The following is a 19,150-nucleotide window of genomic DNA, read 5'->3' as shown; positions in this document are numbered from 1 at the left end:
GACGGTTGAGGCGGATGGTGCAATGATGAATACATCAGAACTGCTGCTCTTATTCATGGAGCATGCCGATGCCAGCCCCACGCAGGAACCGATTCGAACGCCGTCGTGCCGAGACCCGCCAGGCACTCGTCCGCGCCGCGCGGCAGGTCCTGGCCGAGTCCGGTGGCGCCAGCGCCAGCATCCATGCCATCGCGGAACGCGCGGACGTGGGCCTCGGCTCCTTCTACAACCACTTCGCGGGCAAGCCGGACCTGTTCGACGCGGCCGTGGCCGATGCGCTGGAGGAGTACGCCCAAGCCGTCGACGAACGCCTGCACGGCGTCGATGATCCAGCCGAGCGCGTCGCTGGGGGCGTGCGGCTCAGCGCGCGCATGGCCGCGTCATACCCGGAGATCATGCAGATCCTGTGTCACAGCCAGCTCGGTCGGATATACGCCGGGGACGGACTGGCTCCGCGCGCGAAGCGCGACGTGGAGCAGGGCATGGCCGCAGGCCGGTTCACCGTGGCCGACCCGGTGATAGCCCTGACCCTGCTGAACGGCGGCCTGCTGGCGCTCCTGGAGCTGTGGTGCAACCAGCCCGAGGCCGACAGTGACCAGGCCGCGGGCGCAATGGCAGAGACAATCCTGCATATGCTCGGCCTTTCCCCGGATGAGGCCCGGGACCTCGCCTGGCGGCCCCTTCCCGCCGCAGCGTGAAGAGGTCCCGGCCGCGCACCGGCTCCCGCGGCCTGCGTAATGGGCCGGGGCGGCTGACCTCTCTCGCCTGTTGTCGCCGCCCCTCGGCCTCAGAGTTGGATGGGCAGGTGGCGGGGTCCGCGCAGCATGGCGTTCTGCCGGTAGGGAGGCGGGTCCTGGACCAGGCGTGCCGTGCCGAGGTGGGGGAGCAGCGCGCCGAGCGCGGCCTCGGCTTCGATACGGGCGAGTGGCGCGCCGAAGCACAGGTGGATACCGCTGCCGAAGCCGACGTGCTGGTTGTCCGGGCGGGTGGGGTCGAACCGGTCGGGTTCGCTGAACCGCATCGGGTCGCGGCTGCCCGAGGCCAGCGCCAGGATGACGGACGTGCCACCGGGGATCGTGGTGCCGGCGACGTCGATGTCGACGAGGGGAACCCGCTCGCGCATGTGGACCGGGGGCTCGTAGCGCAGCAGTTCCTCCACCGCTCGCGGCAGCAGGCTGGGGTCTTCGCGCAGACGGTCCAGTTGGTCGGGCCGGCGCAACAGGGTGAGGACGCCGTTGGCGATCAGATTGACCGTGGTCTCGTGTCCGGCGATGAACAGCAGGATGGTGTTCGCCGCCAGGTCCTCCTCGCTGAGCCGTGCGGCCGGGTCCGGTTCGTTGACGAGGTCGGAGAGCATGTCGCCGGTGGGCCGACCGCGGCGCTGTTCGGCGAGTTGGACCAGGTACTGGCCCATCTCCTGCTGCGCCTGGTCGGCCGCCTGGTCCCGTTCGGCGGTGTCACCTTCGGGCCCGATGTCGGCGGACGCGACGAGGGTATCGGTCCAGTCCTGGAAGAGCTGCTCGTCCTTGTCCGGGATGCCGAGCAGGCGGCAGATCACGGTCACGGGCAGTGGGTAGGCGAAGTCGTCGACGACGTCGATCTGCCTGCCCTCCTGGAACACTTCCGCCAGTTCCTTGGTCAGCTGGACGATCTCGCCGCGCATGGAGTCGACCCGGCCCGGACTGTGCGGCGGGCCGAACGGCCGCATGGCCGAGTTGCGCAGCCGGTGGTGCTCGGGGTCGTCGAGCCGAAGGAACGACGGTTTTCGTGTCACCTCGTACGGAGCGGGAGCGGTGCGCGAGCGCGGATCGGCGCTCATCCGGGGGTCGTGCAGCAGCGCGACGATCTCGTGGTAGGTGCCGATCAGATAGCTGCCGTCCGCCTGCCGCACCACGGGCCCCGCCTCGCGGAGTTCGGCGTACAGCGGGTAGGGGTCGGGGCGGTTGGCGTAGTCGGTGATCCGGGCCAGCAGGGTGTCGGAGGCCATGGTGGCTCCTCGTGGTCGGGCGGGGACGTGGGTCAGCCGGGCTGCACCAGCGTCAGCCGGCGATCCGGCAGGTATCCGGTGAGCGCCACGGTGGGGCCGTGCGACAGCCCCTTCGGATCCGGCACGTCGGACGGAATCGCGAGGTCGGCCGCGACCGCACGGTCCTGGGCGCCGGGCGGAGGCGGGAACGGAGCGGCCGTCTCGATCAGGTGCCGGTAGTAGTCGAGCGCCTTGGCCATGTCGACGGTGACGGCGGCGGTGACCCGTCCCTGGTAGCCGTAGACCATGGCCAGCCGGCGCGCCTCCAGGGAGCCCTGGGCGATGACCACGTGGTCGGAGTAGGTGGGCACGCCCACCGATTTGATGTTGAGCCCGAACTGGGTCGACCAGAACGACGGGACGGCCAGGTGCGGGCGCTGCAGAGGCCCCGGGTTGACCATGTTGTGTGCCGCCACCTCGGCCTGCTCGACCGCGTTTCCCCAGTGTTCCAGGGAGAGCATCTGGTAGCCGAACAGCGGGTGGGGGAAGCGGGAGACGTCGCCGGCCACGAAGACGTCGTCGGTGACGATTCCGTACATGTTGAAGGCTCGGCATCCGGCGTCGCAGGCGATCCCGCGCGGGCCCGCCGCCAGCCCGGACTCCGCCAGCCATTCGACGTTGCGTACCGCGCCCAGCGCCACGACGCAGACGTCGGCGTCGACGCGGCTGCCGTCGGACAGCTCCGCACCGGTGAAGCTTCCGTTGCCGTTCAGGGCGGTGACCGTCACCCCGGTGCGCAGGTCCACGCCGTGGTTGCGCTGCATGGCGGCCGCGAGCTTCGACAGGGTGCCGCCGAGCGCGCCCACCAGGGGAGCGGGGCCGCGTTCGGCGACCGTGACCTCCAGTCCCCGTTCTCGGCAGGCCGAGGCGATCTCCGAGCCCGTGAAGCCGCCGCCGATCACCAGCACGCGCTCCGGACCGGCGGTCAGCCGCTGCGCCAGTCCTCCGGCGTCCTCGCGGGTGCGCAGGGCGAACACCCCGTCCAGGGCGGCTTCCGCCGGGTTGGGCCAGGGCCGCGCGCGGGTCCCGGTGGCGATGAGCAGCCGGTCGTACGGCAGTGACTCGCCGTCCTCCAGCAGCACCTGTTTCGCGAGCAGGTCCACGCCGGTGGCGCGCACGCCCAGCCGCCAATCGGCGTTCGGGTCCTGGCGCATCGGCAGCCCGGTGCTGTCCGCCGTCGCCTGGCCGAGCAGCACCTGCTTGGACAGCGGCGGCCGGTCGTAGGGCGGGTGGGGCTCGTCCCCGACCACGGTCAGTGAGCCGGTGAAGCCCTCCTCACGCAGCGCCTCCGCGGCCCTGAGCCCCGCCAGCGACGCGCCGACGATGACGATACGTCCGTCCTTGAGGTCACCGGGCACCGGCGCTCACCTCCTCACCGAGGAGGATCGCCTGCACCGGGCACGCCGCCGCGGCCTGGCGCACGCGCTCGACCTGGTCGTCGGGGACGGCTGTGGCGTACAGCAAGCCCTCCTCCCCGTGCAGCTGGAACACCTCCGGCGCGAGGAAGACGCACTGCGCATAGCCCTGGCAGCGCGTGAGATCCACAACGGTCTGCATCCCCACCACTCCCTCCGTTGTCTCACCCCCTCGTTTCCAGCATGGGGCCGGACCCGGGTGACCGCATGCCACGGCTCCGGAGACGGAAATCCGGGGCAGCTCGTCCGGCTGGGGTGACGGCTCAACCCAGGGCGTTGTCGAGCCCGAAGGCCACGCCGATGAGGGATGGGTGGGTGAACGCACGGGCACAACATGCCCAGTTGCTGGCCGGTGCGGCTGATCTCTTCGGTGCAGAGCCCGAGATGGTCGATGCGGGTGAGCATCTTCTCGAAGGCCACGCGGACTTCGTCCAGGCGGCCGACGCTGTCTGGGTGAGGACGTCGAGCTGTTCATGCCGCTGCCGACTGTGCGGGCCGGTTTCACCGCCTCGACAGTTCCATACGTCGTATGGTAATTCTGGGAGAGTACTTCCATACGCCGTATGGAAGGGTTTGCCCAGGCCGCGCCAGATGCCGCACATCGCCTGCATGCAGCCGATGGTGCGGACCGCACCCATCAGGAAGGAAAGACCATGAAGAGGCTCACGAGGCGCGTTGCCGTCACCGCCTTCTGCGTGGCGGTCGCGGGTGTCGCCGCGCTCGGTGCCGGGGGTACCGCTTCGGCCGCGACTTCCGCATCCGTGCACGGCCAACGCCCGGCCGTCAGCGTCGACGCCGGCGACTACCGCTGGGACCACGGTGTCGGCTATCTGCTCGAACTGGGCTACTCCTGGGACGAGATCCGCGGCTGGCACCACGACGGCCGGGATGAGATCAGCGGTTGCTGACCACCGCCCAGGCAGGAGTGAAAGTCGATGGAGTCTTTGAAGACCGTCATGCAGGAGGTGGCCGTGCAGCTTGTCGTCTCGCGCACCTACTCGCTGTCCATGTGTATGAGCCTGCGGTACGAGCCCACTGACCCCTATGTCGTCCGTGCCACCTTTTTCACCCACACCGACGAGCCGACCGAGTGGGTCCTGGGGCGTGATCTTCTGGCCGATGGCCTAAGGGGTTCCGCAGGCTGTGGGGACATCCGGGTCTGGCCGGCCGTCGGCCGTGGTGACAAAGCGATGTACATCGTCCTCGGGGCTCCCGCGGGCACCGCCTTGCTCGAGGTTCCCGTGCAGGACGTCAAGACCTTCCTGGAGAGCGCGGAGGCGCTTGTGCCGCGGGGTACCGAGTCCGGACACATCGACTGGGACCGAGAAGTGGCGAACCTGTTTGCAAAAGGCTGAGAGAAGCCTCCCACCGCCGTGCGGATGGGGCTCTTTGCCCCGGCCGCGAAAAAGAAGGAAGAGAGTTCATGTCCCAGTACCAGCTTCGTGTCTACACCCTGCGCAGCCCTGAGGCGCTCGTCGCCTACGAGAACATCTGGTCCCAGCACATTCCCGGTATGGCCAAGCACAGGATCACCACACACGGCGTTTGGACGGTGCCTGCGGCCCCCGGGAGTGAGGAGCCCCAGCTGTACGCCCTCGTTTCTTACCGGGACGCCGACGACGTTCAGGAGCGGCTGGAGGCGTACCTGTCCAGCCCCGAATTCCGGGCGGACATGGAGGGCTTCGACATCAGCCAGATCGTCGGCGTCGCCGAGTCCGTGCTGACGCCCACCGCCGACTCACCCTTGCGGTGACAGGTACCGAGCCCCTCGAAGTCTGCGTCGACCTTCTCGTTCGTGCCAGAACGCCGCGCAACTCCGCCGAGGTGCCCGCCGGACGGTAACGGGCATGGACGAGATCGGCGAGATCGGGGGGACGGGTGCAGTTGCCGAAGACCCGGTTGAGCGCCCGTCAGTACGGGCGGCCGACGCCCAGTGACGCGGAGGCACAGCCGGCCGGGGGTGAACGCGTACCGGCGGCGCCGTGCGCCAGGTTGTTGCCGTTGCCGTTGCCGTTGCCGTTGCCGTTGCCGCAGCTCGGCCGGCCGAGTCATGCGCAGGGTCGTCGTCCGGAGTGCGAGCGAGCCGCACGGCAGCGTCCAGGGCCTGGCCACTGCCGGATGCTGCGATTCCTGGGGCCGTACGAGACCGCGGACCACGCACACCATCCAGGCGAGCGAACCAGCAGTAGAACTGAGCGCGAGGTGGCGTAGGGCAGGATGTGCCCGTAGAGCGCGCACGGGATCCGGTGCTGCGGCTGGGCCGGGCGATCGATCTGTAGCCGACCTGACGGTTACGCCGTCGGCCGCGTGGAGAAGGTCTTTTCGGGATGTGATGGGCGCCTCCTCGTGCGCGGCAGCCTGCGCCCGCCCGACCACAGGCCGGCCTCAGGGCGCAACGCTTCACAACTCCGTACTGCATGCCCAACCACCGCTGAGCTTCGGACTGGACGGCAACCCGGCCGACGGCCATGTGCACGTGGAGGTGGCCGACGGAGGCCCTGCCGCCGACCGAGGTCGACTGGACGGCCGGCCTCGACGCCGACGAACACGGCCGCGGGCTGCTGATCATCGATTGCCTCGCCGACGCACACGGCGACTGGCAGGAGGCAGGCCACGCCGTCCACTGGGCCGACATCACCACCCTGTCGTGACCCGACCATGCGACGGCGCTCTCGGAATTGTTCGTTCCCTCGCACTACACGTTCGAGATCGGAACGTGAAGACCAGCACGCTCCAGCCCGTTCGGATGCCGTACGTAGTCCGCCATGGCCAAGGGAATGAGCCCCACTCAGGCAGCGCCCTCGTACTCGTCCACGACCAGATGCTTGGACAGCAGCGCCTGAACCGCGTCCGGCGGAAAGTATCAGTGGACGAACGTCTGCGTCAGCCCTCCCGCCCGCAACGCCGACGGTCGCACCCGATGGTCCGCTCTATTTGCCGCCACGGGCGGCGAGTCCCCCTCGCCCGGCCGCCGGAACGCGTGGCCTCACTCGGGCAGATTTCCATACGCCGTACGGCTTGTTAGTATACATCGTATGGAAAGAGCGAAGCGTACCCCTAGAGGTACTCGGAAGAGGGATGTGCCTCTGACCGAGGCAGGGATCTGCACCTCCGCCCTGCGGCTCATCGACGCGGACGGGGTCGAGGCACTCACGATGCGCAAACTCGCCGCCGCGCTGGACGCGAACCCGATGTCGCTGTACCACCACGTGCCGAACAAGGAAGCATTGCTGGGTGGCGTGGCGAGAATGGTCGGCGCCCGGTTCCGCACCGTGACACTCGAGGACGCTCCCTGGCAGGAGCGCGTGCGCCTGCTTGCCACGGATTTCCGGACGCTGGCACACCGCCACCCCAACCTCATGGCCTACTCGTTCAGTCAGCCGGACTTCATCCAGCCCGAAGATCCCTTCTGGGTCGCGCTGACCGCCGTACTGGCCGCCGCAGGGGTGCCGCAGTCGGAGATCCCGCAGCTCGCCGCGCTCGTGTGCGCCGTCGTCATCGGCGTGATGATCGCCGAGCTCAACGGCGCGCTGCACCGGTGGTCGAACCTCCAGCCCGCCACACCCGCCTCCGGCGAGGACGGCCCGACGAACGAGGGCTTTGGCGAGGACCGGATGTTCCGCCTGGTGCTGGACACGATCATCAGCGGCCTGGAAAGCCGGCTCACAGCCGATCACGCCGGTGGGCGCGAGGGCCAGCCCCCGCAGAACTCCGGGTGCGCCTCCGGACGCATCCCCCGTCAACTCCGACCACCGGCCGCACACTGTGAAGGAGAGTCCCCGGGGAATCCTGTCTCGGGCATGGCGGCCGGTCTCGATCCGGAAGTTCAGTGAGGGCCAAAAGCCCAGACGTGCTGTTTTTGTTCAGTGCTAAGGGGGTTCAGCCGTGCCTGTAGTTCTGATCCACGGCGTCCACGACACCCACCGTGTGTGGGGCGGCGTGCGTCGGCACCTGATCCGGAGCGAGAAGCCGGCCGAGGTCGCCGCAGCCCTTGAGGCGCACTGGACTGCATAACAAGGTGCCCGCCCTCGGGTTCGCCAACGGGGGGGGGCCGGCCTCGGTATCGCTGACACCGAGGGGCAGTCAGCGGCACCGTTCAGGCGCCATGTGTGGTGATCCGGTGCTTGGCCAGGCCGGAGCCGGTTCTCTGAGTGGGTGTCATCGGTGACACAGGACAGGGCGGCGGCCGGACGCGAGCCCGGCCGCCGCCGACGAGAGACAAGCACGCGCGGCGGCGTCAGGTCGGCCCGGCGGGGGCGCCGCCGGACCGCGCACCGCCCCTCCACGGAACCGTTCCCTTTCCGTCACGCCCCCTCGCGGACTCGTGCGACATGGTTCTCCACTCCGGAGACCGCAGCGTCCAGCGCGGAGTTGAACATGGTGTCGATCACGTCCTTGGAGGGCGGGGGCGCGTCTTCCCCGTCGGGGCCCGACGGTGCCGGTGGCAGGGTGGCCCACCGCTGCAGTGCCCCGTTCAGTTCGCCGAGCAGCAGACCCGTGAACACACCGACCAGGGTCGCGGCGACGCGCGGAATCTCCTCGTCGGGCAGTTTCGCGGCGGCCAGGATGTCGATCAGTGCCTGCCAGAAGGGGTCCTCCGGCTGCACGTAGTCGGGGCGCGTGAAGGAATACCCCATCAGTTTCGGATGACGGTGCGACAGTTCGCGGAAGTCCCGGGCCAGTTCACGCAGCTGGTCCTGCCAGGGGACGTCCTCCCGCTGCCCCGCGCTGAACTGCGAACCGACCCGGTGGGCCACGCCGCGCAGCACGGCGTCCTTGTTCGGCACGTGGTGGTACAGCGACATCGGGTTCGCATCGAGCGCGGTCGCGAGTTTGCGCATGGTGAGCGCCTCGACCCCGTCGGCGTCGATGAGCTGCAACGCCATGGCGCAGATGCCGTCCTTGGTGAGCGGTACGTCTCTCTTTCTTGTGCCCCGAGGGGGCTTCCGTTCAGTCGCCATACGCTGTACGGTACCAGCGCCCGCGGCACTGCGGAGGACGGTGGCATCGTTTTCAGCCCCTCGTTCCTCCGGTTTCGCGGAAGCGGGCTGTGTGCTGGTGGGCGGCGTAACTGGCGACGGGCAGTCCCGAACTGGTGGCCTTGATGGCCGACGAGGTCGTCAAGGCATGCCTCGGCCAGGAAAAGGCTCAGGCGGGAAGCTGCGCTCGAGGGGTGCAGCAAGGCGCTCGAGCGGCGGCTTCAGCGCACTGCCGCCTGACGTGTGCGGGCGTAGGACCGGGCGAGGCGTGTCGACCGCTCCCACTCCCGGTGTGCTCGCCCGCGGCGGCGGATCGCAGATATGCCCTGCCGAGGAGACCCTGGCGAACCCGCCTTGCCCGCTCTCGCGGACTGATACCGGCCTGATCGAGCGCGGCATGGAGACGTACGGGCGCCGCCGCGAGGCGGCACACGCGCCTGCTTCTCCGGCGCTGCCGTCAGTCGCCGACGCGCATGGGTGCAGACCCGACCTCCGCGATGCGTACTGGCGGGCAGGGGGATTGGCTGCTCACCGGGATGTAGCCGCGGCCGCCGTCGCGGATCGTGGGTGTCCTCCCCGGGGCGCACCCACCGGTGGCCCGGTCGAGCCGCCGGCTGGCGGCGACCGGTCTCCCCTCGCCTCCTCCAGCCGGGAGAGCGTTCGGCAGCGCCTGATCCTGATGCGACCCCGCTGCGTGAGCGACGCCGTCCCTGATGGGCCGAAACGTTCCTGTTTCTCGACCCCAGGTCTGCCGATTGAGTTTCCATACGTCGTATGGTACTACTGAAGGCATACAGCGTATGGAAACGGGGCGCTGCCGTACCGGCGCCCCGTCACACCGAATGGCGCCCTGCCCGCCTTTCCCCTTGGAGGAGCCAGCCATGACCACACAGCCCGAGACCGACCTGCGGCCCATCCGGTCTCCGCGGGGCGTCCCGCTCTTCGGCCACACGCCGCAGATCCCCAGCACCAACCCGGTGGAGTACTTCGGCAAGCTGTCCAAGCAGTTCCCCGAGGGGCTCTACGGCATGGAGATCGCCGGCATCGAGCAGGTCTTCGTCTGGGACCCGGACCTGGTGGCCGAGGTCTGCGACGAGACGCGGTTCTTCAAGCAGATCGACAAGACGCCGCTGGCCCATGTCCGGGACTACGCGGGAGCCGGCCTGTTCACGGCCCACCAGCACGAAGAGGAATGGGGCATGGCGCACCGAGTCCTCCTCCCGGTCTTCAGCCAGCGGGCGATGAAGGGCTACTTCGGGCAGATGCTGGAGATCGCCCAGAACCTGGTGGGCAAGTGGGAGCGTAAGGAGGGCCAGCCCGTCAACATCACCGACGACTACACCCGGCTGACCCTGGACACCATCGCCCTGTCGGGTTTCGGTTACCGGTTCGACTCCTTCGCCAAGGAGGATCTGCACCCCTTCCTCAACGCGCTGCTGCAGGCGCTGGTTGAGTCGCTGCGGCGCTCGCAGGAGCTGCCGGTGATGACCAAGATGCGCAAGGCCGATGACAAGAAGTACCGCGAGAACATCCGGCTGATGCGGGACCTGGTCGAGAATGTGATCAAGGAGCGCCGTGAGGGGAAGGGCACAGGTGAGGACGACCTGCTGGGCCTGATGCTGGAGGCCACGGACCCGGAGACCGGCAAGGGGCTGGACGACGACAACGTCCGTGACCAGGTGGTGACGTTCCTGATCGCCGGTCACGAGACCACCAGTGGTCTGCTGTCGTTCGCCACGTACTCGCTGATGCGCAACCCGCACATCCTGGCCCAGGCCTACGCCGAGGTGGACCGACTGCTGCCGGGTGACACGGTCCCGGACTACGACACGATCATGCAGATGGACGTGATCCCGCGGATCCTGGAGGAGACCCTGCGCCTGTGGGCTCCCATCCCGATGATCGGCAAGTCCCCGCTGGAGGACACCGTCATCGGTGGCTGCTACGGGCTGAAGAAGGGAGCGCGGGTCAACATCCTCGAGGGTCCGCTGCACACCCACCCCAAGGCGTGGGAGCGGCCGGAGGAGTTCGACATCAACCGGTGGCTGCCGGAGAACCGGGTCAACCACCACCCGCACGCCTACAAGCCGTTCGGCAACGGTGTGCGTGCCTGCATCGGCCGGCAGTTCGCACTCACCGAGGCGCGTCTGGCCCTCGCGCTGGTTCTGCAGAAGTTCAAGTTCGCCGACACCGACGACTACAAGATGGACGTCAAGGAGGCGCTGACGCGCAAGCCCGGCGGCTTCGAACTGAACGTGCGGGCTCGTCAGGAGCACGAGCGGACCGTGTTCGGCGCCGCGGACCTGCAGACCGACGACACGCAGGCGCAGGCCGCGGTCAGCGGTGTCGGGGTGAACCTGACCGTCGCCTACGGCTCCAGCCTGGGCTCGTGCGAGGACCTGGCGCGCACCATCGCCGACCGCGGTGAGCGCTCCGGATTCGGCACCACCCTGGTCGGCCTGGACGAGTTGGGTGACAACCTGCCCACCGAGGGCCTGCTCGTCGTCGTGGCCTCCAGCTACAACGGCAAGGCCCCGGACAACGCGCAGCGCTTCGACGACCTGCTCGCCGCCGGACTCCCGGAGGGCTCGCTGTCCAACGTGCGGTTCGCGCTGCTGGGTGCCGGCAACACGCAGTGGGTGGCCACCTACCAGGGCTTCCCCAAGCGGATCGAGGCAGGCCTGCTGGCCGCCGGCGCCACCCGCGTCATCGAGCGCGGTATCGCGGACGCCGCCGGTGACTTCGACGGCATGGCCACCCGCTGGATGGACACCCTGTGGACCACCCTGGCCGAGGAGTACGCCGCCGACACCTCCGAAACCACCGGGCCGCGCTTCGAGGTGCAGCTGCTGACCGAGGCGGAGGTGCGTCCCGCGATCGTCTCGGAGCAGGCCTACCCCCTCACCGTGGTCGCCAACGAGGAGCTGGTCAGCGACGCGACCGGGCTGTGGGACTTCAGCATCGAGCCGCCGCGCCCGGCCGCGAAGTCCATCACCATCGAACTCCCCGACGGTGTCACCTATGACACCGGCAACCACCTGGCCGTCTTCGCCAAGAACGAGCCCGTGCTGGTCAACCGCGCCCTCGCGCGGCTCGGCGTCGACCGCGACCAGGTGCTCCGGCTCGACCAGCCCGGCGGTGGCCGGACCCACCTCCCGGTGGGCACCCCCGTCACCACAGGCCTGCTGTTCACCGAGTTCGTCGAGCTGCAGGACGTGGCCACCCGATCTCAGATACAGGAGCTGGCCGAGCACACCCAGTGCCCGTGGACCCGGCCGCAGCTGCAGGCCTACACGGCCGACACCGCCGAAGCCGAGGAGCGCTACCAGAAGGAGATCCTGGGCAAGCGGGTCTCCGTACTCAACCTGCTGGAGCGCTTCCCGGCGGTCGAACTGCCGCTGGCGGTCTTCCTGGAGATGATGGGCCCGATCCGCCCGCGGTTCTACTCCATCTCCTCCTCCCCGCTGGCCAACCCGCGCCACGTCCGGCTGACCGTCGGTCTGCTGGAAGGCCCGGCCCTGTCCGGCGACGGCCGGTACCGCGGCACCTGCTCCTCCTACATCGCAGGCCTCGAGTCCGGTGACGTCTTCTACGGCTACGTGCGCGTGCCCTCCCCGACGTTCGCCCCGCCGGCCGACCCCGCCACGCCGCTGCTCCTCATCGGCCCCGGCACCGGCATCGCGCCGCTGCGCGGCTTCCTGGAGGAGCGTGCCCACCAGCACGCGCACGGCACCCAGGTGGGCCTGTCCCAGGTCTTCGTCGGCTGCCGCCACCCGGAGCACGACTACTTCTACCGGCAGGAGATGCAGGACTGGGAGCAGGCCGGGATCGCCCAGGTGCACACCGCCTTCTCCGCGGTGACCGGACACCCGGCCCGGTTCGTCCAGGACGCCATTGTGGGTGCCGCCGACACCGTGTGGCAGGCCATCCAGGACGGCGCGTACGTCTACGTCTGCGGTGACGGCCGCCGCATGGCACCCGCCGTGCGCGAGGCGCTCGCCGCCATCTACCGAAAGCACACCGGCAGCGACGACGAGGCCGCCCAGCAGTGGCTCGCCCAGCTGGAAGCGGACGAGCGCTACCAGCAGGACGTCTTCGCCTGACCCTCAGACACCGGGAGGCGTGCGGTGCTCCTGACGCCCGCACCCCTCCCGGCCACCCCTCACCCGCGAGACACCGCACGGCACCCGTCGGCCCGAACCGCCGGAGTGCCGCTCACAGAAAGCAGAGCACCATGGACACCATGCTCGCCGGACGCTTCCACCTGGACAGCAAGAAGTTCGCCGTGGAGGAGGTCCCCGTCCCCGTGCCCGGCCCCGGCGAGGTCCTCATCGAGGTCAAGGCCGCAGGCGTCTGCCTCTCGGATGTCCACCTCATCGACGGCTCCCTCGTCCCGCTGTTCGCCACCTCCGACACGGTCACCGTCGGCCACGAGGTCTCCGGTGTGATCCACACCCTCGGCCCCGACCTCAAGCGCGGCCTGACCGTCGGTACTCGCGTCACCCTGGAGGCCGGCAAGACCTGCGGCCAGTGCGCCGGCTGCGTGCGCAGCCGACCCTGCACTCAGATGCGCACCGCCGGCATCGACTACGACGGCGGCTGGGCCCAGTACACCGTCGCCCGCGAGGACACCCTCATCCCCATCCCCGACAACCTGCCCTTCGACCAGGCCGCGATCATCCCCGACGCGGTCTCCACCCCCTACGCCGCCGTCGTCACCACCGCCGGGGTGCGCCCCGCCCAGTCCGTCGGCGTCTGGGGCGTGGGCGGAGTCGGCGCGCACAACGTACGCCTCGCCCGCCTGGCCGGCGCCGCGCCGATCATCGCCGTCGACCCGCTGCCCAGCGCCCGCGAACGCGCCCTGGCCTTCGGCGCGGACTTCGCCCTGGACCCGGCCGCCGACGACTTCGCCGACCAGATCCGCGCGGCCACCGCCGGACGAGGCCTCGACTTCGCCTTCGACTGCGCCGGCGTGCCGGCCGTCCGCGAGCAGGCCGCCGCCGCACTCGGCCTGGGCGGAGTCCTCATCCTGGTCGGCATCAGCCCCAGGCCCCTCACCATCACCGAGGGCCTGACCTTCAACTACCTGGGCAAGCAGGTGCGCGGCCACTACGGCGGCAGCCCCGAGTCCGTCACCGAGCTGGTCCGCCTCGCCGAGGTCGGCCGTCTCGACCTGGCCCCCTCCATCACCGACCACCTCCCGCTCGCCGAGGCCGCCGACGCGGTCAACCGGCTGGAGAACAAGATCGGCGACCCGATCCGCCTCATCCTCGTCCCCTGACGACTGAACAGAAAGTTCATCCAGACCACTCGGGCAGGGGTGAGTGGGCGCCGGTGCTTGAGGGAGCACCGGCGCCCACGGTTTTGTGTGGACGGTCAGTTCACAAGGGTCTTGGTGAGCGCGGAGCCGACAGGGGTGTCGGCCGCGCGGATGAGGGTGCGGCGGGTGGCGTACCCGAAGCGGTGGGCGGGCATGAAGAAGTGCCGCATGCGCAGGGCCTCCCCCTGATGGCGGGTGACGAACGGGCGCAGCCGTTGCTCCCGCACGCCGAGGGCGGCGGGCAGGTGGTCGTGTTCGGCGAGCAGCCGGGCCAGCAGTTCGGTGCCCGCGATGCCTATGCCAAACCCTGCCCGGAGTACAGGGGCCATGCACCAGGCGAAGTCGCCGAGCAGGACGATCCCTTCGCGACAGCGCTCTGCAAGGCCACCGGCCCGCTGGACGACATGGCCGACACACTTCTCGCCCGCGCTCGGCCGACAGGAATGCGTGCCGACGACACCACTTGCCTGCTGGTGAGTCCCTTGAGTCGGGCGCCGGCGGTTGCCGCCCCGACTGGACATCACCGGAGGGCGACAGCCGGGCCGCGCGGGGGATCAGGCGTGGTTGAGCCCGTACCGGGCGCCGAGAACGGCGACCGCCTTCTTGAGTTTGCAGGAGTTGTAGTGTCCATCAATTATCAGGTCGGGGACACACTCCCACGGCTCAAGCACACGGTCACGACCTTTCAGCTGTTCCGCTACAGCGCGGTCACCTGGAACCCCCACCGCATCCACTTCGACGAGCCCTACGCGCGCGAGGAGGGCCACGGCGGTCTCGTGGCGCACTCCCACCTGCGAGCGGCGCTTGCCTTGTGTCACCGAGGCTCTCGGCCCCAAGTGGCACGTGACGAAGGTTGCCTACCGCCTGCGTAAGCCCGTCTGTGCGCCCGCCAACCTGGCCTCCGCCGCGCGGGTGACCCACATCGAGGGCGACAGCATGACCCTTGAGCTCGCCGAGGAACACCCCTCCGGCGAAGTGGGGTTCGAAGGGACGGTACGGGTCAGCAGGGCCGAAGGAGAGAACGCCGGCGGTCTTCGCTCCTCTACACCGGAAGATTTGGCATGACGTCAGCATCAGAACGGGGCCGACGCCCCCTCCGCGTCGGGAACTGCTCCGGCTTCTACGGCGACCGCGCCTCGGCCATGGCCGACATGGCCCGAGCGGGCGGCATCGACGTCCTCACGGGTGAATACCTCGCCGAGGTCACGATGCTGGTCCTCGGCAAGGCGCGCGCCAAGGACAGCACGAAGGGCTTTGCGATCACCTTCCTGCAGCACCTCGACGCGGCGCGCGAGCACCTCGTCGCCAACCGGATCAGGCTCGTCGTCAACGCCGGAGGACTCCACCCCGCCGGGCTGGCCGCCGCGACGCGCGAACTGATCGCACGCCACGGTCACGACCTGCGGGTCTCCCACATCGAAGGCGACGACGTCTTCGGCAGCCTCGACGGTCTGGGGCAAGCGGGCCATTGCCTGCCGCACCTGACGAGTGGTCAGCCGCTGTCGGACTGGCCGCACCAGCCAGTGCAGATGGTCAAGGAAGACGCTGGAGATCTCGGCGAGATGGTCGATCTGCTCTGCTGTGAGAGGGTCGACGAACAGGCGCCGCACTACCTGGGCATGGCTTTGGGGGCTGCTTCTTCCAAGGCTGTGCGTCCTTCTGGCGTGAGCGCCGCATACATGGCGCGTGACGGTCCGCTCTGGCGCTCCACCAGGCCGCGCTTGCACAGGCGGGTGAGCTGGTGGTGGAGGCGGCTCTCTCCCAGCCCAGCCCAGCTCATCGCTGAGCTCATATGCACGCATGGGCCCGCCCGGGGTTTCCGACAGGGCGACGAGCGCCGTGTGATCGGCGTTGGCTGCGGATCCTTGGAAGGGAACGCGTGTGCTGAGCTGGGCCGTCATGAAGCGTCAGCGTAGGCGAGATGGGTGCCGCAGACTGTGCAGCGGAAGAGCATGGCGCTTGCCCCCTGCCCGAGGTGGGTCAGGAAGTGCTCGAGCTGGGTCGCGTCGTTCCAACCGCCCATCCGAAGGTCGAGTCGAAGCTGGTCGAGTGCCTCGGGGTGGGCCGCCAGTTCGGTGTATCCGACTTCGCCGATGAAGGCGGCGGCGTCGTTGCAGTGGACAAGCCAGTGCGGATCCTGCCAGGCGTGCAAGCCGGGGGTGCGGCGGGTGACCTGCACCAGGGTCTCCTGACTGATGCCGTCGAGGCCGTATGGGTCGGTGAATTCACCTTCGAACCGTTCAGCGGCGGTGCCGTCGGCGATGCACCAGGGACAGAAGCTGCCGCTGACGTCGTGGGCCGTGTAGAAGGTCGCCGTGTAGATCCACCCCGTGCTGCGGTTGCAGCAGGCGCAGACCTCGGCGCTCTCGCCGATGGACCCGCTGGCGACGGGGTCGGGGTGATAGCGGAAGTGGGGCAGGCTGACGCTCACTGCTGAGCCTGCCGCTGCAAAGAGAGGCCCGTCTCGACCCCGGTGGCCTGCGCGCAGGCGGGCACGCCCGTGAACTTCATGGGCCGCAGTCTGTCCGCAAGCAGGCTCGTGATCAAGCGGTGAGGTCGAAGTTCTGCTGGTCGAAGGCAGGGTAGGTGCGCGCGTGCTCGCGGGCGATGTGGAAGCGCCGACTCGCCGACACGGTGCGCTTTGGCCGAGCTCAGCACCATCCGCACGACCTACAGGTCCGTGTCGGCGTTGCCCTCGTTCCAAGAGTCTCGCCGCTTGGTCTCACTCTTGGCGGAAGCGCCCTTCTCGTGCCCCTCCAACAGCTCCAGGAGCGCAGCGTCTGCCTTTTTGCAGTCTTCCTGCGTCAGTTCGAGAGGGGCGTTGTTGCAGACGGTGTACCGGTCGGGATGAATGATGTTGGTGGTCCTCAAGGTGTACGTCAGAAGTGAGCGCCACCCCTTGCGGTGGCCAACCCTCACTTGGATTCGGACCTTGTAGTCACGGGCCGCCGGAACCAAACCAGAAAACGGTGCCTCGAACTCGATGAAAACTCGTCGCGCTTGTCTGCCGGCCACAACGAATCCGGCCGGCAATTCCGGTTCCTCGTCCGGCCCGGGTTGGAGACGGGACGGCGAAGACGCCCACAGAAGCGGCAGATGAGAGGCGGACTCATCAGGGAAGGTCAGCCTGAGGTCCTGCACGACTATCGGCTTGGCGCCGGTGTTGTGAAGGACGAGCGGAAGCCGCAGGCGAACCACGGAGCCGTGGACAATCGCTGCAAAGGAATGAGGCTCCCATGACTCCAGGCGTCCTTGTCTGGCGTTGAGCCACCAGAACGATGCGATGGTGAAGAGCAATGCGCAGATCGAAAGGAAGCCCGCACCAGAAATCGATGAGGACGCATTCTGATCGGCAACGGCCATAAGGGAAAGCATGAATTCACCTCAGGGTGGGCGCGCTATCAGGAATCGGTGAGGCGGGGACATCGAGCGCCCCGGCCTCTTGATGAGTGGCAGCTGGGCCGACTTCATCCTTCGGCGAGGAAGTGCGCCAGCGAAGTGTCCAAGTCGATGTGCCCTGGCTCGGCTCCCCTGGGCACCAGGTCCTCGGTTCCCTGCAGGAACGTCTTGATTTCGTGCGTCCGGGCTTTGAGCAAGGCCGTACCAGCTGGCGGGTTGAGAAGGATGTACGAGTCGGAGCGGTCAGGACCGTCGGCGGGCCATATGCTTATGTCCCCCTCGCCGACGGGGCCTTCCAGCCCGTCGATCAGAAGATCTCGTCCGATGATCCATTCCACCGTCTCGTCGCTGTCGACAGCAGTGAATGCGGCACGGACGACATAGGGATCACTAGGCTCGTACCGCAGCCTCATGCTCACAGGCGCGGAAATCTCATGCGGGACGACAAGTTGCACATGCAGCCCCTGAATTTCGGTTCTCAACGACTTCATTGGTCTTTACTCCTGCTGCCTCGAGTCATATCGGAAGGGCCTGTCAAGGAGGCCTGAACAGAGAGGTGGGTACTACAGGGACCGGTGTCGGACGGCAGGAGAACGCTCGCAGGAGCTACATCTCCTGCCGTCACGCCCGCGACTCGACGGCGTGCGGCGAGTTCGTGCTGATCCGGCAGTCCGACGGCCAACGACATCCGCGACATCCCCGGGGATCGACGGCACGACAGGCCACCACTCCCACGGAATCACCGAGCCCATGCCCCCTCGGAGAAAACGCGCTCGCCGGAAAGACAACAGCTCCTCAGGCATTCCAGTGCGCCTCAAGGGCTGCGGCGACCTCGGCCGGCTTCTGGATCAACGTCCAGTGGCTGCAGTCGAGTTCGACGACCTGGGACGCTCGCACAGCTTGACCGAGTTCATCGGCGAACGCGATCGGACAGGCGGGGTCGAGCGTCCCCCACAGGACCAGGGACGGCGCGGACACATTCGTCAGTTCCGGTTCCCACTCCGCGCCCACCGTCTCGGCGGAGCGGTACAGCTTGAGGATGCTGTCCCTCATGGTCCCGTCTACGCGCCGGACCATCTCCTCGGCCACCTCAGCCGGGAGATCGAAGTTCTCCATCAGATCCTTGGCGAAGGACGCCGGGTCAAGCTCGTCCATGAACCGGTCGCCCTCGACCGGGTCCTGCCAGATCTTGGCCAGCGGATGCCAGTCGTACTGAGTACTGACCGGAGCGCTACTGCCGGCCCACGTACGAACCAGGTCCGGCCGTATCGAAGCGACGCGCGCGGTGAGGATGCAGCCCCAGTCATGACCGACCAGGTCCACCGGCTCGCCCACCCGCTCCAGCCGTTCGACGAGCCAATCGACGCACTCCTCTTTGCTGGAGCCGAAGCCGCGCGGCCGGGGCGTGCCGAAGCCGGGCAGATCCCAAGCCTCGACGTCGCTCCGGATCAGGTGCCGGCGCACGCCGTCCCACACACGGTGGGTGTCGGGGACGCCGTGGATCAGAACTGCAGGCATGGACGAGCTCCTTCGTAGGGTAAAAGCCTCACACATGAGGTTTTTATCATTATTAGGCCTTTTGGTCTAGAAGTGCGAATTTTGGGGCCCTGGAGTCGGTATGTCCCGTCCCCCTGTCGGACGCAGGTGAACGCACGGCCCAGGGGGTGTCGCCGCTCCAGCGGCATCGTCAGACCGCTGAACAAGGGCACGATCACCGGCACCCCGGGCTCTTCATCACAGCCTGCGGCCGGTGGGTGTGGTGGGGATGTCGGCGCTGCCCAGGCGCACGCCGTTGCGGTTGAGGTGGCGTCGGAGCGGCCGTGGACGATCACCGAGCCGTGCGAGGTGAGCGTGATCCAGTCGCCGTGCCGCCACACACCGGGGTAGGCGCGGAAGTAGGCGTCGTGGTAGCGGCTGCCGTCGGGGTCGTTCCAGAAGTGCAGCGGCATGGACGGCATGGGGCGGGTGACGACCAGTTCGCCGACCTGATCGAGGGCCGGGCGAGATGGTG

Annotated in this window: 21 protein-coding genes and 1 pseudogene; 11 read left to right on the top strand and 11 right to left on the bottom strand. The window is 68.4% G+C overall.

Annotated elements, in window-relative coordinates:
• Nucleotides 1–62 precede the first annotated feature (62 nt).
• A complete protein-coding gene (locus SAVERM_RS03420) occupies nt 63–698 on the top strand; it encodes a TetR/AcrR family transcriptional regulator (protein ID WP_010982023.1) in 636 nt (211 codons plus the stop codon).
• Between the two features lie 89 nt (nt 699–787).
• Here SAVERM_RS03420 and SAVERM_RS03415 read toward each other — a convergent pair whose 3' ends face one another.
• From SAVERM_RS03415 to SAVERM_RS03405, 3 genes are read right to left on the bottom strand one after another with little or no spacing between them, the layout of a single operon-like run.
• Nucleotides 788–1,987, bottom strand: coding sequence for a cytochrome P450 (locus SAVERM_RS03415; protein WP_010982022.1), 1,200 nt, complete (start codon nt 1,985–1,987; stop codon nt 788–790).
• Nucleotides 1,988–2,019: 32 nt separating this feature from the next.
• Complete coding sequence (locus SAVERM_RS03410) at nt 2,020–3,384, bottom strand: NAD(P)/FAD-dependent oxidoreductase (RefSeq protein ID WP_010982021.1); 1,365 nt, start codon at nt 3,382–3,384, stop codon at nt 2,020–2,022.
• A complete protein-coding gene (locus tag SAVERM_RS03405; RefSeq protein WP_010982020.1) occupies nt 3,374–3,583 on the bottom strand; it encodes a ferredoxin in 210 nt (69 codons plus the stop codon). Before SAVERM_RS03405 ends, SAVERM_RS03410 begins: the two co-directional genes overlap by 11 nt.
• A 511-nt stretch (nt 3,584–4,094) precedes the next feature.
• Between SAVERM_RS03405 and SAVERM_RS03400 the strand changes: the two genes are divergently transcribed.
• The 6 genes from SAVERM_RS03400 (at nt 4,095) to SAVERM_RS45260 (ending at nt 7,455) form a co-directional block, all read left to right on the top strand.
• Entirely contained in the window at nt 4,095–4,349 is a 255-nt protein-coding gene (locus SAVERM_RS03400) for a hypothetical protein (RefSeq protein WP_037651186.1), read from the top strand.
• Nucleotides 4,350–4,376: 27 nt separating this feature from the next.
• Nucleotides 4,377–4,796 (top strand): SsgA family sporulation/cell division regulator, encoded by a 420-nt coding sequence (locus tag SAVERM_RS03395; protein WP_010982018.1) that lies wholly within the window; start codon nt 4,377–4,379, stop codon nt 4,794–4,796.
• Nucleotides 4,797–4,864: 68 nt separating this feature from the next.
• Complete coding sequence (locus SAVERM_RS03390) at nt 4,865–5,194, top strand: NIPSNAP family protein (protein ID WP_010982017.1); 330 nt, start codon at nt 4,865–4,867, stop codon at nt 5,192–5,194.
• 715 nt (nt 5,195–5,909) lie between these two features.
• Nucleotides 5,910–6,092: a hypothetical protein gene (locus SAVERM_RS03385; RefSeq protein WP_010982016.1), complete on the top strand. Its 183-nt coding sequence runs from the start codon at nt 5,910–5,912 to the stop codon at nt 6,090–6,092.
• A 384-nt stretch (nt 6,093–6,476) separates the two neighbouring features.
• Complete coding sequence (locus SAVERM_RS03380; RefSeq protein WP_010982015.1) at nt 6,477–7,274, top strand: TetR/AcrR family transcriptional regulator; 798 nt, start codon at nt 6,477–6,479, stop codon at nt 7,272–7,274.
• A gap of 52 nt (nt 7,275–7,326) precedes the next feature.
• A complete protein-coding gene (locus SAVERM_RS45260; protein WP_261172584.1) occupies nt 7,327–7,455 on the top strand; it encodes a hypothetical protein in 129 nt (42 codons plus the stop codon).
• A gap of 290 nt (nt 7,456–7,745) precedes the next feature.
• Here SAVERM_RS45260 and SAVERM_RS03375 read toward each other — a convergent pair whose 3' ends face one another.
• The gene (locus SAVERM_RS03375) at nt 7,746–8,402 is read right to left on the bottom strand and encodes a TetR/AcrR family transcriptional regulator (protein ID WP_010982014.1); all 657 of its coding nucleotides are present in this window, start codon (nt 8,400–8,402) and stop codon (nt 7,746–7,748) included.
• An 899-nt stretch (nt 8,403–9,301) separates the two neighbouring features.
• On the opposite strand from SAVERM_RS03375, the gene SAVERM_RS03370 reads away from it, so the two are divergent.
• On the top strand, nt 9,302–12,523 hold the full coding sequence (locus SAVERM_RS03370) for a bifunctional cytochrome P450/NADPH--P450 reductase (RefSeq protein ID WP_010982013.1): 3,222 nt from the start codon (nt 9,302–9,304) through the stop codon (nt 12,521–12,523).
• Between the two features lie 131 nt (nt 12,524–12,654).
• Nucleotides 12,655–13,701, top strand: a complete 1,047-nt coding sequence (locus SAVERM_RS03365; protein WP_010982012.1) for a zinc-binding dehydrogenase — start codon at nt 12,655–12,657, stop codon at nt 13,699–13,701.
• A gap of 95 nt (nt 13,702–13,796) precedes the next feature.
• On the opposite strand, the gene SAVERM_RS42630 is transcribed toward SAVERM_RS03365, so the two are convergent.
• Both SAVERM_RS42630 and SAVERM_RS43840 read right to left on the bottom strand, forming a co-directional pair.
• The gene (locus SAVERM_RS42630) at nt 13,797–14,069 is read right to left on the bottom strand and encodes a hypothetical protein (RefSeq protein WP_037651189.1); all 273 of its coding nucleotides are present in this window, start codon (nt 14,067–14,069) and stop codon (nt 13,797–13,799) included.
• A 225-nt stretch (nt 14,070–14,294) separates the two neighbouring features.
• Nucleotides 14,295–14,525 (bottom strand): hypothetical protein, encoded by a 231-nt coding sequence (locus SAVERM_RS43840; protein WP_197586428.1) that lies wholly within the window; start codon nt 14,523–14,525, stop codon nt 14,295–14,297.
• Nucleotides 14,526–14,583: 58 nt separating this feature from the next.
• On the opposite strand from SAVERM_RS43840, the gene SAVERM_RS43835 reads away from it, so the two are divergent.
• Nucleotides 14,584–14,805, top strand: a complete 222-nt coding sequence (locus SAVERM_RS43835) for a hypothetical protein (RefSeq protein ID WP_197586426.1) — start codon at nt 14,584–14,586, stop codon at nt 14,803–14,805.
• Nucleotides 14,806–14,882: 77 nt separating this feature from the next.
• Nucleotides 14,883–15,656, top strand: a complete 774-nt coding sequence (locus SAVERM_RS43830; protein WP_037651191.1) for an acyclic terpene utilization AtuA family protein — start codon at nt 14,883–14,885, stop codon at nt 15,654–15,656.
• On the opposite strand, the gene SAVERM_RS03345 is transcribed toward SAVERM_RS43830, so the two are convergent.
• From SAVERM_RS03345 to SAVERM_RS39545, 5 genes and pseudogenes are all read right to left on the bottom strand, one after another.
• On the bottom strand, nt 15,638–16,171 hold the full coding sequence (locus tag SAVERM_RS03345) for a CbrC family protein (RefSeq protein WP_037651193.1): 534 nt from the start codon (nt 16,169–16,171) through the stop codon (nt 15,638–15,640). The genes SAVERM_RS43830 and SAVERM_RS03345 overlap by 19 nt on opposite strands.
• Nucleotides 16,172–16,410: 239 nt before the next feature.
• The gene (locus SAVERM_RS42175) at nt 16,411–17,103 is read right to left on the bottom strand and encodes a hypothetical protein (protein ID WP_137951508.1); all 693 of its coding nucleotides are present in this window, start codon (nt 17,101–17,103) and stop codon (nt 16,411–16,413) included.
• A 104-nt stretch (nt 17,104–17,207) separates the two neighbouring features.
• Nucleotides 17,208–17,630, bottom strand: a complete 423-nt coding sequence (locus SAVERM_RS03335; protein WP_037651198.1) for an SsgA family sporulation/cell division regulator — start codon at nt 17,628–17,630, stop codon at nt 17,208–17,210.
• A gap of 304 nt (nt 17,631–17,934) precedes the next feature.
• Nucleotides 17,935–18,657 (bottom strand): alpha/beta fold hydrolase, encoded by a 723-nt coding sequence (locus tag SAVERM_RS03330; protein ID WP_078936717.1) that lies wholly within the window; start codon nt 18,655–18,657, stop codon nt 17,935–17,937.
• A 246-nt stretch (nt 18,658–18,903) separates the two neighbouring features.
• Nucleotides 18,904–19,142, bottom strand: a pseudogene (locus SAVERM_RS39545) (acetoacetate--CoA ligase); the annotation flags it as partial.
• Nucleotides 19,143–19,150: the final 8 nt, after the last annotated feature.

This window comes from Streptomyces avermitilis MA-4680 = NBRC 14893 (assembly GCF_000009765.2).
GTDB classification, from domain to species: domain Bacteria; phylum Actinomycetota; class Actinomycetes; order Streptomycetales; family Streptomycetaceae; genus Streptomyces; species Streptomyces avermitilis.
Note: the sequence above shows the minus strand (reverse complement) of the source record. Positions and strands in the feature narration are given on the sequence as shown.

Bases quoted from the DNA above. Each gene is read 5' to 3' on its own strand.
- SAVERM_RS03420 (WP_010982023.1), top strand. From the start codon at position 63: ATGCCGATGCCAGCCCCACGCAGGAACCGATTCGAACGCCGTCGTGCC.
- SAVERM_RS03415 (WP_010982022.1), bottom strand. From the start codon at position 1,987: ATGGCCTCCGACACCCTGCTGGCCCGGATCACCGACTACGCCAACCGC.
- SAVERM_RS03405 (WP_010982020.1), bottom strand. From the start codon at position 3,583: ATGCAGACCGTTGTGGATCTCACGCGCTGCCAGGGCTATGCGCAGTGC.
- SAVERM_RS03400 (WP_037651186.1), top strand. From the start codon at position 4,095: ATGAAGAGGCTCACGAGGCGCGTTGCCGTCACCGCCTTCTGCGTGGCG.
- SAVERM_RS03395 (WP_010982018.1), top strand. From the start codon at position 4,377: ATGGAGTCTTTGAAGACCGTCATGCAGGAGGTGGCCGTGCAGCTTGTC.
- SAVERM_RS03390 (WP_010982017.1), top strand. From the start codon at position 4,865: ATGTCCCAGTACCAGCTTCGTGTCTACACCCTGCGCAGCCCTGAGGCG.
- SAVERM_RS03385 (WP_010982016.1), top strand. From the start codon at position 5,910: ATGTGCACGTGGAGGTGGCCGACGGAGGCCCTGCCGCCGACCGAGGTC.
- SAVERM_RS03380 (WP_010982015.1), top strand. From the start codon at position 6,477: ATGGAAAGAGCGAAGCGTACCCCTAGAGGTACTCGGAAGAGGGATGTG.
- SAVERM_RS03375 (WP_010982014.1), bottom strand. From the start codon at position 8,402: ATGGCGACTGAACGGAAGCCCCCTCGGGGCACAAGAAAGAGAGACGTA.
- SAVERM_RS03370 (WP_010982013.1), top strand. From the start codon at position 9,302: ATGACCACACAGCCCGAGACCGACCTGCGGCCCATCCGGTCTCCGCGG.
- SAVERM_RS03365 (WP_010982012.1), top strand. From the start codon at position 12,655: ATGGACACCATGCTCGCCGGACGCTTCCACCTGGACAGCAAGAAGTTC.
- SAVERM_RS42630 (WP_037651189.1), bottom strand. From the start codon at position 14,069: ATGGCCCCTGTACTCCGGGCAGGGTTTGGCATAGGCATCGCGGGCACC.
- SAVERM_RS43830 (WP_037651191.1), top strand. From the start codon at position 14,883: ATGGCCGACATGGCCCGAGCGGGCGGCATCGACGTCCTCACGGGTGAA.
- SAVERM_RS42175 (WP_137951508.1), bottom strand. From the start codon at position 17,103: ATGGCCGTTGCCGATCAGAATGCGTCCTCATCGATTTCTGGTGCGGGC.
- SAVERM_RS03335 (WP_037651198.1), bottom strand. From the start codon at position 17,630: ATGAAGTCGTTGAGAACCGAAATTCAGGGGCTGCATGTGCAACTTGTC.
- SAVERM_RS03330 (WP_078936717.1), bottom strand. From the start codon at position 18,657: ATGCCTGCAGTTCTGATCCACGGCGTCCCCGACACCCACCGTGTGTGG.